Source organism: Methanosarcina barkeri str. Wiesmoor, assembly GCF_000969985.1.
Classification (GTDB): Archaea; Halobacteriota; Methanosarcinia; order Methanosarcinales; family Methanosarcinaceae; genus Methanosarcina; species Methanosarcina barkeri_B.
Window position 1 is genome coordinate 3,834,818 of the sequence record NZ_CP009526.1, and the last position, 18,014, is coordinate 3,852,831.

An 18,014-nucleotide genomic window follows, 5' to 3' on the forward strand; every position below is an offset into this window, starting at 1 on the left:
AGTACTTGAAGGGAGGAAACTATAAGAAATGAATAAACCTTAGATTAAAAAAGAGAAAAAATCAAGGCTAAAGGGTTGAGAGATCATTGGCAAAGTCTGACAAAACAATTCTTTGGCCCTGTTGACCAGAGTTGAAGGCCAACTTTGGAATGAAAATAAGAACTCTTTGCCCAACTCTCAATTATTCTCTGCATTTTCTTCAATTATCTAGAATAACGGTTAGCCTGCCACTTCAAGGAGTCCGAATTCCTTTCCTGGGTACACCACTTATGGGTACACAGGTTCCGCACAGGCTAACCTAACCCCTATGAAAACATAGGAGGATTTATATAACGAAATAGAGAAATATATCTTTTTCGGTAACTACAGTAGTCCGATTGAGGATCTCAAATTAGCTTTTAAAACTCTAATTTAATAGATATCGAGAAAAAGTACCTTTACTTGTTCCAGAATAAGTTTAGCTCCATCTCGATCTTGAATATTCGCTGAATGAACTATAACTATCAACAATAGTCCTATTGTATCCACCAGAATATGGCGCTTCCTTCCTTTAATTTTCTTGGCGGCATCATAGCGCCACGTATTCCTGGAGTTTCTGTAGTTTTAACGAATTGACTATATAAAATAGCTGTACTAGGTTCTGATTCTTTGCCATATGTAATTCTCAGTTCAGTTCTCAGTGCAGCATTCATACGTTCCTAAAATCCAGTAAGTCGCTAAAAACGGAAATAGTGGTACATAGTTTTCCACGGTGGAAATTCGTGGGATAGCATTCGCCAGGCACAACCAAACGTAACAAATAAAATACGGCATTCAAGACTTCGCGATAAGGATGAAAGCGTTTTCTACCTTTGTTCGTCCTAGAATTATGGAAATAAAGTTTGATTAATTCCCATTCTAGATCAAATAAATCACTAGGATAAGGAATTCTTTTAGTTTGTTCAGATCCTAGTGTCATGGCAACTTAATTATGATACGTTAATACATAGACAACACCTCATTCGTAGCCCTTTTCTTAAATATAATGATTCATAACTAAATTCCTTAGACACTAGCGAACAATATGATTACGTGTAGTATTTAATTTTAAGACGGCCTTTTAGAAGCCATCTATAAACCGAGAATCATATGTCCATTTGCTATAATGTCCGCAGACCCACTATGTCCTGATTCTGAACCTTTTGGTTTAAGCGTGCCAACCTGCTTTCGCTTATTCGACTTCACAATTCTTATGATGGTTCGTTCACTTTACGTTCTTCATAGTATTCTTATCCTAACCAATTATCAAAGCCAGGTTCCTTGAGTCCTTGATATTGTCGTGTGAGCTTTACACAAACGTTACCATTTTATGCATGTCACAGTAAGATTATCTCAAATGGAAAAGGTAGCGTGGAAACGTAATTCATATTATAGCTCCTTGTAGCACCTGCGGAAAGTGAGTTACAAGACCACTCACCTGTTAGCTTGTAACAAGTACTGGTCCTTCATCAAATCCCTCTCCTTTTTAAAATGGTAGCAGAAACTGTAAATCCTACACCGACAAAAAAAGTGCAAAATCCGGGACTGGCTTTTGCATCTTTATCTTCTTCGTTTTCACTTTCAGGAGAAGACTTAGTCTGTATGTCTTGAGAATTGGATTCCACATCATCTGCTTTGTTGATTTTGGTTGAAGATTCGATAGTCTCCCCGGTTATCGCAAATGAAGAGAAACCGGAGGTTTTTGCTTCAAAATAAAAATATTCATCTCCTTCACGTACTCTGGCGCTTGAAAGTGAGTTCCATGTATCATCTACAAAGTGTTGAAGAGCGATTGAATCCACATCAATGTTGTTTTCTTTGACCCATGATTTACTTACCCTGAAACCTACAACTGAATTGTCAATATTTTCCTGGGTTGCAAAACCTCCGTTTCCTACCCAAATATTCAGGTAATGATAAATATTTCCTTCAGGTTCGGTTGTAGTTAGCGTTGATTTTTCTTTCAGTTCTTCAACAATAGTGGTGATTTTTCCTGCACTCTTTTTAGCATCAAATTCTACATAAGTAACTGGAGTAGCTTCCTCAGGAAACTTAAATTCAATATGATTTCCATTTGTAACGAACTGTTGGGAAAGTTCCTTGTTCTTAACATTACTAGCAGGTTCGGGAGAACCTCCACCTCCACCAGAAGACGAGCCATGGGAAGAGCCACCAGAGACACCAGAGTCATCAGAGCCGTCAGAGCCGTCAGAGCCGTCAGAGCCGTCAGAACCATCAGAGCCATCAGAGACACCAGAGACACCAGAGCTCCCGGAAGAATCGTTGGAAGTGAAACTAACCACATTTATATGGACCGGAACTCTTATTCCTGTCATCACTTCGGTTCCGGACGTTGGCTGAACCAAAATTTTACAGTCCACATCGGTTTCTGCAGAAGAAGGTACAGTAACTGTTACTTTTACCTCCTTGTTTTCCCCTGACTGCAGGCTGAAAGAAGAGGAGGGCATAGAGAACCAGCTTTCATATGTAGAATTATCGATATTGATCTCATAACTTGCAGTTTCACTGCCAGTATTAATCACGTATAACAGTTGTTCTTCCTGAGCCCCGGGATTAAGCTCGAAACTCATCTTTCCGGGACTGACTCCAATCCCGATATCTGCTGCAGATGCAGCTTGTAACGATATGAGAAATATGGTCATGAGTACTGCTATTTTTTTGAGCATTTTATGTACCTCAAAGTGTTTTTTATCTAACATTTCATACTTTTTCCACAACTTAAATATGGAAAGAGGACAGGTATTTTATACAGACTCCCCCCAGAAAATCAAATTTCCTTTTTCTTTATTCAGCTCTCCTTCGTATCCATCAGGCACATCCAGCACGAGTTTCAGTTCTTCCGTCTTTTGGCTTGAGATCAGCTTTGAATACTGGTTCCAGAAAGTGGAGCCGAAAAAGAGCGTATCATTGTATAATTGGGTATTGCCTTCTTCAGGTTCGGCTGAAATAGTTACATTAGAGCTCCCGGCATTCGTGATATTCAGGTGTAAAATACTTTTATTTCCAGAAGCCAGAGTTCCAAAGTCAAGACTGGACGTATTACACTTGATAGAAACAGCTGGCAAAACTTCCTCAGAATCAGCAAAGGCATAAACTCTTCCATCAGCTCCAATTGTGAAAACTATCCCGTCGGAAATTGCAGGTGAAGAGCCTCCGTGGGGATAACTCCAGATTACATCCCCTGTATGAGCATCGAGAGCATATGTGCCGGCGTATCCGAAGTAATCATCTTCGGCGTATTTTCCTACAAAGACCATATCATCTGCAACAGCAACTGATGTGGTCCAGCCTCCTATCTTATCTTCGGCAGAAGTATTCCAGACCAGTTCATGAGTTGTTGCGTTGAAGCAGTAGGTTTCAATTGTGCTAAATCCGGGACATCCACCCGAAATGTAGATATTACCATAAGCAATTGCCGGGGTAGATGAAACATCGGTACTTGGAACAGTTGCATTCCAGAGGATTGACCCGTCTTCGGCATCCAGCGCGTAAAGCTTTCCATCGTAAGTAGTTGCATAGACAACACCCTCAGAGACAGCAGGAGACCCACCTGCCTCGTAAGGGAGTGTCTGGTTCCAGATCTCGTTCCCACTATCGGGATCGATACAGTAAACGTGTCCCGGAGAACTAAAGAGCGGTCCGCTTGTTAGGTAAACCTTACCTCCATAATATGCCGGTGTGCCGATTGCAACTCCGGTAACTGTAAAGTTCCAGAGTTCTTCTTCAGTTTCTGCATCAGTACAGCAATAATGGTGAGAGAAACCATCACTGTCAAATACTTTCCCATCTGCAACCATTGCCCCACCATTGAGAGCTTCCGCCTGTCCATACCATATCTTTCCATTTTCATAACAGAGAGATCCCCATCCGGGTGAAACCAGACCTATTTCATCGGAAGAAATTACATTTCCCGTAAATTCATCAATGGTCACTATCCTTAATTCATCGGGATTTGTTGACATCGAATCGGGAGCGTGATCTACTCCACACTTGATAAAAACCTTCCCATCCGCAATTACAGGTGAAGAGCTGGGAATCGCCCAGATAGGGTCGCTTACCCAGAGCAGTTTTTCAGTATCCGGAGCTCCCCCTGAGGAGAAGCCGGCGTTTGCAGTGTCTTTATGGAACTGGCTCCAAGTATCAGTATTATTGGAAGCCATGGTTGTTGAGGAAAGTAATAAAATGGACAGAAAAAACAGAATAACTGGAATAAATCTTATTTTTATATTCTTATTCATATCCCTGAGCCTTCCCTATTATAATTGATTTTTTAACAATTTACAAAATTATCCATACAATATCTATAGTTTGAATACAAAATATTCAGAACCTTATGACTAAAATTTCCGGAAAGTGAGATGTAAAAAATACCTGCAGAGATATCCGTCATTATGTTCTGAAACAGGAGAGATCCTGACAAACTTCCCGGAAAGATCATTTTTCCATCATTAAACCTCTACTTAATTCTCAGCCTTTTGATCGAATTTCAATATAGTGTATTTTAAAAAGAAGAAGTTTGAAATTTAATATTCATTTTAATACAAACTTGATATAGGATCTCATTTGAATAACAAGTGTTAGCTTTCAGAATAATAGTTTGCTCAATTTTTCCTTAGTTGAGGTTTTGTCATTTTCTTTAAAATTACTTATTTTTCAATAATATTCAATAAAAAATCTTATTTTGTCAAAAATTTTCTTTTAAGGAACAGAACCCTTCGCCTCCACAGGCAGTGTTTGTCCGATAGTGTAGCGCACTCCATACAACTTTAGGATATTGTAGAGACCATGTCGAAGGTTAACCCCACTCCGGTTATCGGAACACTGGAATTGGGTCCAATCCGAAGCCGAAGTCTGCGATACCATTTTGCATTAGAAGCCAGACTTAAATTTTGGCCTGTTTACATGAAATCGATACCCTGTTACAGCTCGTAATTTATTAAAATATTTGACAAATGTTGAGGAAATTGATGTAATTTGTCACGATTCCTCACTTAACCAAAGACGTATGAATCAGTATTCTATAAACTAAAAATCCTTGTCAAGAAGCCTAAAAATACTCTTTTTTTCTATCATGGGAGTATGAATCTGAAAAAAAATGGAATCTGACCTTTCGGTCTAAGGTCAGATTTTCTTCTTCCTTAATCCAAGATAGATTGCAGTGACACTTACAAATACAAAGACGATTCCCACGATATCGGCTCCTGAAAAAGATATTCCCGAAGAGGGACTTTCGTTCTTGGTGGATTCTTTTTGCATCTCATATCCTTCCACATAATTGGAGTCCTCCGTTTTCTGTGCATCCGGCTTGCTTGTGTCCATGCCATATCCTCCATCTGAAATCTCTGCTTGCGTCTGGTTTCCTGAGTCTGAAACAACCTCGGCTTTCCCCGTACTACTGCTGGAATGGGATGTCTTTTCCTCTTCCTTGGGTGTTGTAAAATTTTTGTCATCGAGTTCACTGGATTTTGTGGCCTTTTCCATTGCTTGACTGAAGCCGGGTACAGAAACAAAACCTTCCACAAATTCGGTGAGAAGAACATTTCCGCAGGTGTGGTGACAGCAGGTTGCCCCGTTTTCTGCAACTGATTTTTCATATGCTGTTGCAAGACTTTCAAGAGTCTCTGAGTCACAATCCCAGTAGCCTTTGCGGGCGGCTTCCAGCATCCTTCCAGTGATAGATTGGAATGTTGCAGGGCTGTTGTCATCAAACCATTTCTGCATCTCAGGGTCATCGATATATGTCCCATAGATGTTTTCCCAAACATCGTCGCTGATGAGGTCAGTGGTCACATCCCAGCCCCAGACATTATCTACAAACTCAGAAAACATGGAAGCACCAGAGTACCCTGATCCCATCATACCTTCGATCCACTTGTCGTTAAAGTAAGTAGAGCGCAGGTTCTTGTTTAGATATTCTTGAAGGGTAACCATTTCAGCAGAATCCGCGTCCCTTGTGTCCGAGACATACATCTCGGGATATTCTCCCGTCAGATAATAGACTGCCAAGTTCAGACCTCCAAAATACTGGAAGAAATCATCATTATCAAAAGCATCGTAGAGATTTGATGTAGAGGAATGGACGCTAGCGTCCACATCCGCAAGGTTCTGAGCAAAGATCTCCGAACTCTTGTAACCCCATATCTCGCTTCCGTAAGCATACCCCATGGTGTTCATGTAAAGTTCCGCAATCTCCTCCTCATTGTCCCAGTTTCCGCTGGCCTCTACCAGATTGGATACCCCGAGTTCATAGGTCCCGTCTTTCACAGCATAACAGCGCATTGTGGAAAGATTTTCTGCAAGGGCGGCAGCCGCCGTAGCGTTTCCGGTCTCATTTAAGTATTCTTCATATAGTTTGTCGTAGAATACCTGTGTGCTTTCATTTACATAGTTAGAATAGTTACCGTCTGGGGCGAGGTTTGCAAGTTTTACTGCATCATCAATCATTTCGATTTTATCCGGAAAAGCGTCCCTCATCCCGGCAGTTACGTAAACAATGTCTATCCGCGGTCTTCCGGGATTTGAAGAATCGTAGCTAGGCAAAAGTTCTTCTTCCGGAATCAGTTCCACTCCCTGGACTATACCATTATCATCCCAGACAGGCTTTACTCCCAGCAGGTAGAGAATTTCGGCTTCAAGGGTCCCGTGGTCCTGAATGAAGTCCACCCCAAATCTGGAGAATGCGACCTTGTGCGGATAATCTCCATATTTCTCATAATAATCTGCAAGCAGCTCCTGAGCCAGGAGTTTTCCCATCTTCCAGGTAGCTTCCGATGGGTAGAGCTCCGGGTTTATTCCATAGAAGTTTCGACCGGTGGGTACGGCATCCGTTCTGGATACAGGATCATTTCCTGGTCCCGGTGGAATATAGCAGCCGTCAAGAGCAGAAAGAATACGGTCCAGTTCCACATTCGAATTCAGAAGTCTCTGTTTGTACTCAAGCCCGGTAAGCAGGTCCTCGCTTATAGTGTCGTTTGTGGTTCCATAGATGTCTAGCTCTGCTTCTTCGGGAGTGGAATTCATGACAACAACTTCCCTGATCATCCTGTCAACTTTGGTGTCGGTCAGGGGAATACCCAGCGGATACTCCGTGGTATTCGAATAGAAAGCTGCTTCGACCCGGGATTCAAAAGAGCTCCCGAGCATTGAACGCACCATGTATACCAGTTCATCCCAGTGTGGATAAAGGATCTGGTCTTTGTAATCAGCCCCGTAATCGAGATCTGCTGTTACCGAGGAATTGTTCCAGCCATATACCTGATTCTGGGCTTCTTCAGAGTCTACATTTTCACAAACCACTTTCCAGAGAAGATCATCAGGTTTTGTATCGTTTTCAGGGATTCCATCTGGGTATTCAGTGGTATTTGAATAAAAATCGGTTTTGAGATCAGCTTTGAGTTCTTCTCCCACGATTCGCTTGATAAGAGAGAACAGTTCCGAGTCATCGGGCTCAAGTACCAAATCCAGATATCCGAGTCCTTGTTCAAGGTCTGAACTTATAAGGGGATCACTCTGACCATAGACCATCTCCTGAGCTTCATGAACGTCCGTTCCATTACGTATTACTTCCCAGATCAGATTATTGACCTTCGTATCATTTTCAGGGATCCCTTCCGGGTACTCCTGATAAAAGGCATTTGTCAAGTTTACCTCAAAGTCGCTACCCAGCAGGGCTCTGACAACATCAGTAAGTTCGTCCTCCTGTGGGTCAAGGCTGTTACAGGAAGGGACTTCGGATAGGACGTGCAGACCGTAAGCAATGGAATCTCCTTCGATATCTTCAATGTACTCGTGCAGAACGTCCCTTACGAAGAGATCAAACTCTGTGGTATTATAGGCAAGCAGTTCGGTTGCGTTGATCCCTAATTCTTCATCAAGGGACAGGCTTTCCATTTCTTCAATAATCTCCGCCTGGTAGGCAACCTTGGTCTGTGTGTTCATCTCGAGCCCGTAATATTCCTGCATGAGCCGTGTGAGGTTTTCCAGTTCCGCGTATGCTCCTGCTCTTTCCATAGTAGGAGTAAGGTGGTCGATAATAAGGGCATTTCCACGATATTCTGCAGTCTGCCCTTCTCCCACATTAGCCACGATATATGGGTAGATATTGGGAATGTCTCCGAGCAAAATAGGGGACCATTCGCTCGTCCTGTTCATCCCGCAAGACTGTCCCGGCAGCCATTCATGGGTGCCATGGGTTCCCATATGGATTATTGCATCAGGTTTAAACTCATTATTTAACCACATGTAAAAAGCAATATACTGATGGGTGGGGGGCGTCTCACTGCTATGGTACAGAGCTTTTTCATCTTGGAAAAATCCTCTTGCGGGCTGAGCCATAAGCCATACGCTTCCGCACCTGACAGCAGGGAGTACAACATATCTTCCACTGCTGTTTTCCCATATCATGGGGCTAGAGGCTATATCTTCTGATTCGTTCCAGGGCTCTCCCCATTTTTCGATTACAGATGTTTGAAGCTCTTCTGGAAGGGTTTCGAACCATTTGTGATAAGTCTCTATGGGAACAAGCTCGACACCCCAGTCCGTCCTGTTTACCACAAGGTCATCGAGCATACCTTCGGCCCAAGACCCTGCGTTGTAGCCCTGGAGCATTAAACGGTCCAGAAGTTCATCAGAATCTTCAGGAACATAATCTATATCATAGCCGTTCTCCTGCATAACCTCAAGAAGCTTACATAAACTTTTTACGCCGTCAAGATAGCTTGCAGTTGCGACATTATCTTTGCCTGACGGATAGTTGTAATAGATTACAGCGACGTTCTTCTCTGAATTATTTTTTAGCTTGAGTTCGGCCCATTTGATGGAGCGATTCGTAATCCAGTCAACCTGATTAGGCATCGGGACGTATTCATAATAACCGGTAGTACTGTTTTTTTCACTTTTGCCAACAACAATATATTCGAAGATTCCGTCCAGGTCAGGGCTGATAGTTTTGCGGACGACCTGATCAGTGGGAATCCCACGGCTGCTGTCTGCAGCGTCCACATATTCAGATTCCTCAGCCACTATGCCTCTCAGGACCGAAACATTGAGATTTTTAAGTTCTTCAATTCCCTGTTCGGGGTTGTTGTAATTTAGCCTGAAAGATTTAAGGGAAATCATGCACTGAACCAGGGGAGTCCCGTTTTCATCACAGTAATACTCCGTGATGTTATCGAAAGTGTCAAAACCTGCAATCACATTACAGTCCTTGTCTTCAAGATTCCGGATTATGGCATCCACAACCCCGGTATATCCGTTTTGCAAGTCTGTCCTGTGGAACCAGATCCCTATAGTGGGCTTGTTGGGGTCATAGCTCCTGTAGCTTTCAGAACCACGTTTGTACCAGGCAAGGTATGTTGGTGTGTCCTCAAAATAAAATGATTCATTGTCAGAGCCTGGATAATAGATCCCCACCATAGGGATGCTGCTGCCGGAACTTTCAATATATGACCAGTCTCCTGTAAAGTTCTGTTTATTGCTGTATATTTTGGAAAGATAGATCATGAGGTTCTCGGCGTTTTCTATTCCCTCATCGGTTTCTGCACTCATATTGAGGAAATAACTGCAAAAGGTAGTATTCTCCGAACCATTGTAAGCATAATCCACATATTCAGGAGCAAGGGAAGGCGGGTCAAATGAATTGATGTCTATGATTGTCGTCCCGTTTGTATGTGCTTTTTCAAAATATTCCCCCAGGGCTTCATAGATATCACTGCTTAACATATTACATACAATAACGTCCTGCATTTCCATAAGCCCGGATTTTCCGGCAACTACTGCTTCATCACCTGAGTTTGAACTGTTATTATATGCATTAAGGTTCAAAAGTTCGATATTAGAACTATAAGGGTTTGACTGACCTGCAAGTTCAAGAGCAGAGTTTGCCCCGTAGCCCAGGTACATTACACGAACAAGCTCCCAGTTATTTGTTATCTCTGGACGGTTGGCGTAGTTTTCCGCAAGATAGTGTAGCAGGTATTCTGCATTTTTCTGTCTGACCTTCCCATCGGTGCCCATGTAGCGATAGAAATTGCAAATAGGATCGTCTGTAAAGCCATCGGAGGCATAGTCAAAATAAGAAGGGGTACCTGAGGAATTGAAGCTTGCAAAAACTGTCCCCTTTGTATGTGCTTGCCAGAAACTATCATTCAGGGCTTCATATATTGAAGATGAAAAACGGTCACAGAATATAAGGTTCTGTTCTTCGACCTGTCCGCTTTCTACTGCTTCCATCAGTTCGTCACTGGGGTCTCCGTTACTGTCGTATGCCTTGATGTTGGTAAACTCAATCTGACTGCTGTAGCGGCTGTTGCTGGCTGCCAGCTCAAGGGCATCGTTTGGCTCCGGACCCAAGTACATAATTTTTATTTTGTCAAGGTCTTCAAGAGTCCAGTCCTCTGTTAATATGGGGCGGAAGCCATATTCTATGGAAAGATAGATTAACAGGTTTTCTGCATTCTTTTTTTCTTCTTCTGTATCGGTGCCCATATTGTCATAGTAATAGCCTATTGCGGTATCATAGTCTACAGGTCCCCCAAACTCCCCGGAAGTTGTTTCGTTGGTTTCATAAGCATACACATAATTAAAAAAATTTTTCCAGGTCAATGACTGACCCTGAGGCTGAATATTTACAATATAAACTCCGGCATTACAGATATCAGAAAACAGGTTTGAATCGTAATTGTAAATTGAACTGGAAAGATTATCACAGATCAGGATATCCTGATCTTCCAGAAGCCCACTCGCAGCTGCAGTTTTCAAATCGTCACTAGGTCCGTCTCCTGCTTCGTTGTAAGCTTCAAGGACCTGGAATTTGATATCATCACTATAATGATTTGTTTGGTTTGCCAGTTCCAGAGCAGGACAACCGTTGTGCCCCAGATAAAGGATTTTTATTTTTGCCCAGTCCGCCTGACTAATGAGGCTTACGTTCCATTCAGCGGTGATATCCGACCGGTTTGCATACTCCTTTGCAAGGCAGATAAGCAATTTTTCTGCATAATCAAGGCCTATTCCACTGCCTCCCATTCGGTCATAATAGTAGCGAACAGGGTTTTTTCGCGAGTCTCTGTATACATAATCAAAAAATTTGGGCTCATTTTCAGACCGGATATCCACAAAAACGGTTCCGTTATCATGGGCTCTTTTAAATGAGTCTTCTACACTATCATATATGGGACTATAAAGCATATCACAGAGTATTACATCCTGTTTTTCTATAAGCCCACTTTCGGCTGCATTCAATAGTGAAGAGCTAGCCTCATAGGATGATCCGTACACATTGATATTGGTAAAATTTATGTATTCACTGTACTCATTAGTAGTACTGGCTTTTTGGAGGGCGTAGTTTTCTCCATAACCCAGATACATTACATTTACCTGATTTTCTGCAGCTGAAACAGCTGGTACAAGCAAAAAAACAAGTAATGAAGCTAGAAGTAATAAACCACGTTTCATTTTATTCATATTATCCCCTGTGTTAGAGAACCTCGAGCATCCCAAAAGAAAGATATCAGAATATAGACACTTCCTTATTACATTTCCATTTTCAATCGTACTAAGTTTTATGAACCGTGTTACGTGAAGAATCCAGCACACCAGATTTCAAAAGATAAAGCTGGAAACCTATCGAGATCTTACAGAGACAGGAACAAAAATAATAGGTAAATAATCTCTCCAACTTTAAGCACACTGTCACCTGACTTTATTATGCCTGGATAAGTCCACAGTCGGAACTTAGGCCACAAGTCCAAATTTTAGAAAGCAGTATCGTCAACCGGCTCCTTAAAAACTATTGACTCATGCTAATATTACGAAAAGAAAATATAAAAAAAGCAGTTTTTAGATTACAAATGTTAGTTGTTTAAGTAACACAGTTACAGTTTTCACAGAAAAACTTTACATCTCATGAACCACGATAAAGGTATCCTCTTCAAATTTAATGGATTTTCAACCACAGAAAAAAATAGTTGTTCCATTTTCCCTTATCATATTTTGGAGTAGAAAATGGCTGTTTTATCCTGAAATAATTTCGCTTTGAAACTTTTTTCCTTTTGTCCATTTTCTCACAACCCAAATAATCTTATTCCGATTCTGAATTTTGCCTCAATTGGTAGTCTACTCCAGAATGCATCTTGTGATGATTCTAATTGTTCAAGTTTCAAAGAACTTTTGAAACGATAATGAGTATATAATGAAAGCCAAGCATTGAATCCACATGTAAACAGAAAAAAGTTTAGAGATAAATGGCTTGAATAAAAAATGAAAGAATTGGGCTCAAAAAGAGTAACAGTGGAAGGAAAGAAATCCTTAACCGATGACCAATGAATTTCAGTCTATTTTGTAAACTAATGCCAAATGGCATCGTTTTTAATTTTGCTGTGAATGCCTTTAGAGAGCTCATTCCAAAACCAGCTTTATAATCAAAACTGATAAGAATTTAAGAACTGTTTTCTGTGATCAGAAACTCATTGATGATTCTTACTTCCATATTCGTAGAAATAGTTTTGAGTTATGGGATAAGCTTAGATATATCCTTATGGCCAAAATAAGTGTTAGTTGACTCATTATAAGGTACCTGAATAGTTACATATCATAATCAAGTCGGAAGTTATTATCCAAAAGGATAAAAATTATTAGCCAAATATTTTTATCTGTAAGAAGCTGTAACAGTAATTGGAAAGAAGTATATTCTCTCCAAACCCCAGAACATCAAGAAAGAATTAATATTCCAGCTCTGAGACTGCAGGAAGAAAGTTTCGGTAACAATAAAATATCTTGCAGCCTCATCTGCAAAGCCTTAAAAAATGGTTGTTCTAAGCATATTGAGAAAGTTAGAAACCTAATCCTTACCACTTTAATGTAGCAGTGGTTCTTTCGCACGGAGCAACCGTCGACCCTATGAAAACAAAGGAGGTTCTAACAGATGAAAAAATGAAAGTACTTTTTTCACCTGATACGGCTCTGTACCCAAATTCTCTTACTAAAAAGGAAATTTGGTGTACTCTCCGGTAAAAAAATCTAACTAATGAGCATCTTGCCAGAAAGATGACATTATTGGTTTGTTTCATATTACCATTTAGGATTTCTTGATTTTGATGTATAAAAATAATATAATTAATAATTAAGGAATCAGTAAAAATTCAAGATAATGAGAAGAAAAAAATAAAAAAGTAGAACATCGAAAGAAGAAATTAAATATAAAAAAATCAAGAACCTAATCGGTCGCCTTTCTCACTTTAAAAGATCCGAAAACTTTTAAAGCAAAAATAAACAGTTGCCCAATCATCAATACTGTCGAGTCAACCTCAAAATATTGTATAAAAACGATTGCGATTATTTGGAATCATTGAATCTTTGATGATTAGCTCTACAATACCGTTGAACTTGAGATATTGGGATTTCCGCGCAGGCAGGCTGAACCCTATGAAAAAAGTAGGAGAAATGAAAATATGAATAAAAACACATTAAAAATATTTATTAGTTGTTTATTATTGTTCCTGGTGACGGCTACTATGCCAGCACTGGGTTCAGACTGGACACAGTTCCAGAAAGATGTATATAATGCAGGTGTAACTACGGACAGGGCACCCATAACTGACCCAACAAACTACTTGCTTTCCTGGAATTATAGCCTTGGAGGGAACATCGATTCGGCTCCTCTAGTGGCAGGGGAAATGATGTATGTTTTGGCGGGTAACAACCACATATATGCGTTTGACAGGACCACAGGCTCACTTGCTTGGGAACAGAGTACAAGTGGAAGTGCTGGCTTCACTATCGGAAGTGCGGCAGTTGGAAACGGAATAATCTTTGTGCCTACCTCTGATGGAAAGATTTTTGCTTTTGATGCGAAAACAGGAACCTTGAAATGGAATAAGACTGTAGGCAGCGGTAAGCAGCTTGACACCCCGATTACTTATTCTGAAGGCAAAATATATTTCGGAGAAGCAATGGGCGGGCACAAATATTACTGCTATGACGAAGAAGGCAACGAAGTATGGAGCAGAACATCTACCACTCAGACAAGCACTCAGGGATCTTACTACTGGGCAGGAGCTGCGGTAATCGGGAACAACCTCGTTTATGGAGACGATGATGGACACATTATTTCCGTAAATAAGGACACAGGAGCTGACATCTCCGAAATAGATGTTTCTGAAGAGTTCGGGGTAACATGTGGGAAAATCAGATCATCAGTACTATACGTTGAAGAATTAAAAAGGATCTACTTCACGTCCACAGGAGGATATTGTTTCGCTATTGGGTTTAACCCAGCAGACGGAACATTTAATACCAACGATAAACACAGCGAAAAAGTTTGGTACTCCACCACCACACCTACCTACTATAAAGGAAGAATCTACATAGGTACAGGTGCTCAAATGTACAGTGCAGGAAAAGGAGTTTACTGCCTTGACTCCGACCTGAGTGGTGTGATCTGGAATTATCCAGCAGATGTAGTCCAGTCTTCCCCAGCACTCTCAACCTACTATGATGACGGGGACGGGGAGGTATATATATACTTCACAGTAAACAACGCTACAGGCGGTGTGTACTGCCTAAAGGACTTAGCAGGTTCCACAAGCCCGGAACTTGTATGGAGTTACAAAGATGCAAAAAAGACACAGTATTCTCTTCAGGGAGTTGCAATATCGGACGGCTGGATATATTTTGGAGCGGATAAAAAATACGTTTTTGGGTTAACTACTAAAGATTCGCAAGCGTCCACGGCACCGAGTGCTAGTTTCAGCGGATCCCCGCTTTCCGGAAACTCACCTCTTGAAGTTCAGTTCACAGACAAATCTACAGGTGCTCCGACATCCTGGGCATGGGACTTTGACAACGATGGAACGGTCGACAGCAAGGAGCAGAACCCCTCAAATACCTATAATGCGGTCGGTAACTACACCGTAAGCCTTACGGTTGCAAATGCAGAAGGAAGTGATTCCGAGGTAAAGACTAATTATATCACTGTATCAGAATCATCTACATCTACCGAACTGGTTGCTGCTTTCACTGCTGATGTAACTAGTGGAACTGCTCCTCTGACTGTTGATTTCACAGACAAATCTACAGGTGCTCCGACATCCTGGGCATGGGACTTTGACAACGATGGAACGGTCGATAGCAAGGAGCAGAATCCTAGCCATATTTACAATGACACAGGCAGTTACACTGTCAAACTGACCGTCAGCAATGGAAATGACAGCGATGCCAAGGAAATCCAGGACATGATCAAAGTCACTGAGGAGGAACAGGAACAGCCGGTAACCTCTGAGGATAGCTGGTACCAGTTCCACAAGGATGCCCAGCACAGCGGGTATACAAGCTCCACTGCTCCGGACAGCGCTAACCTTGCCTGGACTGCCGAACCTCTTAATGATACGTATTCCCTTGTTCCGAGTTCAAGCGTGGCTATTGCTGAAGGAAAAGTATTCGGCCTCTGCAACGGACCAACTGACGAATATGGCAACCCTCTAACTTCATACGGACAGCTTGTGGCTTTTGACGAGAATACGGGACAAGAAGTATGGAATGTGACGATCGAAGCTCCTGAATGGGGTTCATGGTCTTCTCCTGCATATGATTCAGGAAAAGTTTTCGCATCTGCAGGCAAACAGACATACTGCATAAACGCTTCAACCGGAGAAGTCATCTGGACTTTCCATAACCCAACAGACCTTGCTTCCTGCGACGGTGGACCTTCAATTGGAGATGGAAAAGTCTTTGTAAGTGACTGGGACGGAGGAAATTACTACTGCCTTGACGAAAGTAACGGAGGGCTCCTGTGGACTTTCAAAGTAGACGGAGCCTATGCACAGGGCACTCCTGCTTACAAAGACGGAAAAGTGTACCTGACGTGCTGGAGTTCCACAAACGCAGTCTACTGTGTAAATGCCGAAACAGGAGAAATGATCTGGAAAAATGACGGGTTTGAAAACGGCCCATGCGGCTCCGTAACAATTACTGATGAGGGGCTGTACGTTACTGTATTCGGTTTTGGTACCTCGGACGGAATTTACAAGCTTGACCTGACAGACGGAAGTGTTCTCTGGGGAAGGTCAGATGTATCTCCTTCAGATTCGACACCAACAGTATTAGACGGGAAAGTATATTTGTCGACAGGAACTTCAGGATACAGTGAACTAAAGACATATTGCCTTGATGCTTCCGATGGGCAGAGCCTATGGGAAACAAACGCTTCCGACAATATCGGAGACTGGGCCTGTTCTGTAGCTGTTGCGGATGGAAAAGTATTTACTGGCGGGGCTGCTTCCGGACTCTTTACTGGCTCTTCAACACTCTACGCATTTGATGCTGAAACAGGCTCACAGGTCTGGAGTTACGAGGGTTGCGGTTGCTCCCCGGCAATTGCCGATGGAATGGTCTTCAGCATTGGAAGCGGAAAAATATACGCTTTCAAGGAAACTCAAGGATCTCTCCTCGAAGCAAAATTCAGCTCGAATATGAGTACAGGAAAAGCTCCCCTGACTGTAAGCTTCACTGATGAGTCCACTGGAGAAGGCATAACTTCCTGGGACTGGGATTTTGACAACGATGGAACTATCGACAGCACAGAGCAGAATCCTATCTATACTTACAATGCAACTGGTACCTACACTGTTAACCTTACGGTTTCCAACGAGGAGGGAAGCGATTCTGAGGTAAAAACTGGGTACATCACGGTAGCCGAATCGTCTGCTCAAAAGGACCAGCCAGATCTTGTAGTTTCTGCCCTCAACCCTCCATCCAAAATTACTGCAAATAACCTATGTAATATCGGTGCCACCATCAATAACACCGGTGTGGGTAATGCGGGAGCCTTTAATGTAACTCTTTCCGTAAACGGTACGGTTGTAGATACGCAGTCTGTATCAGGCCTTGCATCAGGTAGCAGCGAAGTAGTCAGTTTTTCATGGACACCGATTGAGTCTGGAGATTACATTATTGCTGTAAACGCAGATGCGGAAAATTTGGTAACCGAATCGGACGAGACAAACAATGTTCTGGAGGATTATATTACAGTTACGGAGTCCTCCGGGAGTCAGGACAACAACTCTTCATCCCAAGGCAATGGCTCTTCCTCTACAGTTTGCCTCACTGTCAAGATTGCTCCAGTAGTTTCCATTGAGGTCTCCCCTTCAGCCCTCGATTTTGGGGAACTGTCTCCTGGAAAAACCAGTGAGTCTCAGAATCTCATTATCAAAAACACAGGAAGTTGCGACGTAAATGTTACAACTAAAGTATCCGATTCTACCGGAGATAGTCTTTTCAGCCAGGGACTGCTACTGGACTCCCAGCTCTGGAATAAATACTTGAAGGTAATAGGAAAGAACACCCAGGAAAATGCGGCTGTATCTCTCCAGGTTTCTTCTGACTATGCAGAATCTGGAACTAAAAAAGGAGAGATAACCTTCTGGGCGGAAGCAGTCTAATAAGGCTGACTTTCCTTATTTTTTTAAAAAATATAAAGTTCATGGTTTATACTAAAAAAGCCAAGAGGAACATTGTTAACCAATGGGCTAATAATGATTAGCCAAAGATTTTTATTTGTAACCTGATTTGACAGTTAAATAAAAACAGATGCGCTTTGTTTCCCACTTTCCGCAGTAAATTTTTGTAAATTTATATTTTTTCACGTTATCGGTTTTTAATTAAATGTGGATTTATTGGACTTTTACGCAGCAGACAAAAGCACCTATGTAGTATATTTAGAGACCAGAAACGATATCATTCAATTTTCACCAAATACCATTAAAAATCCAAATTACTTACTCTGTTCCAAAAACGCTATCATGAAAAATATTGATTTTCAAAAAAATACTGCGGAATGTAGGATAAAGTTATAACTCGAAGGAAAAACTCTAAGGAAAAAAGCCAGCGGTAACAAGCTTACAGAAGAAAATCTAAAAAATAGTTGGTTGGAAAGTTAAGAAATAATAGAAATTGGATAAAACGGAATTAAATAAAGCCTG

4 protein-coding genes and 2 pseudogenes are annotated in these 18,014 nt (G+C 41.7%); 1 reads left to right on the forward strand and 5 read right to left on the reverse strand.

What is annotated here, in order from left to right; genetic code table 11:
* Positions 1-426: 426 nt before the first annotated feature.
* The 5 genes and pseudogenes from MSBRW_RS15735 to MSBRW_RS22595 all read right to left on the reverse strand — a co-directional run.
* Positions 427-958 (reverse strand): annotated as a pseudogene (locus MSBRW_RS15735) (IS5 family transposase); the annotation flags it as partial.
* Between the two features lie 529 nt (positions 959-1,487).
* Complete coding sequence (locus MSBRW_RS15740) at positions 1,488-2,705, reverse strand: PGF-pre-PGF domain-containing protein (protein ID WP_011306784.1); 1,218 nt, start codon at positions 2,703-2,705, stop codon at positions 1,488-1,490.
* A gap of 78 nt (positions 2,706-2,783) precedes the next feature.
* Positions 2,784-4,277 (reverse strand): PQQ-binding-like beta-propeller repeat protein, encoded by a 1,494-nt coding sequence (locus MSBRW_RS15745; RefSeq protein ID WP_011306783.1) that lies wholly within the window; start codon positions 4,275-4,277, stop codon positions 2,784-2,786.
* Positions 4,278-5,160: 883 nt separating this feature from the next.
* A complete protein-coding gene (locus MSBRW_RS15750; RefSeq protein WP_011306782.1) occupies positions 5,161-11,502 on the reverse strand; it encodes a cobaltochelatase subunit CobN in 6,342 nt (2,113 codons plus the stop codon).
* 599 nt (positions 11,503-12,101) lie between these two features.
* Positions 12,102-12,203, reverse strand: a pseudogene (locus MSBRW_RS22595) (IS481 family transposase); the annotation flags it as partial.
* 1,284 nt (positions 12,204-13,487) lie between these two features.
* Between MSBRW_RS22595 and MSBRW_RS15755 the strand changes: the two are divergent.
* Positions 13,488-17,474: an outer membrane protein assembly factor BamB family protein gene (locus tag MSBRW_RS15755; protein WP_011306781.1), complete on the forward strand. Its 3,987-nt coding sequence runs from the start codon at positions 13,488-13,490 to the stop codon at positions 17,472-17,474.
* The last annotated feature ends 540 nt before the right edge of the window (positions 17,475-18,014 follow it).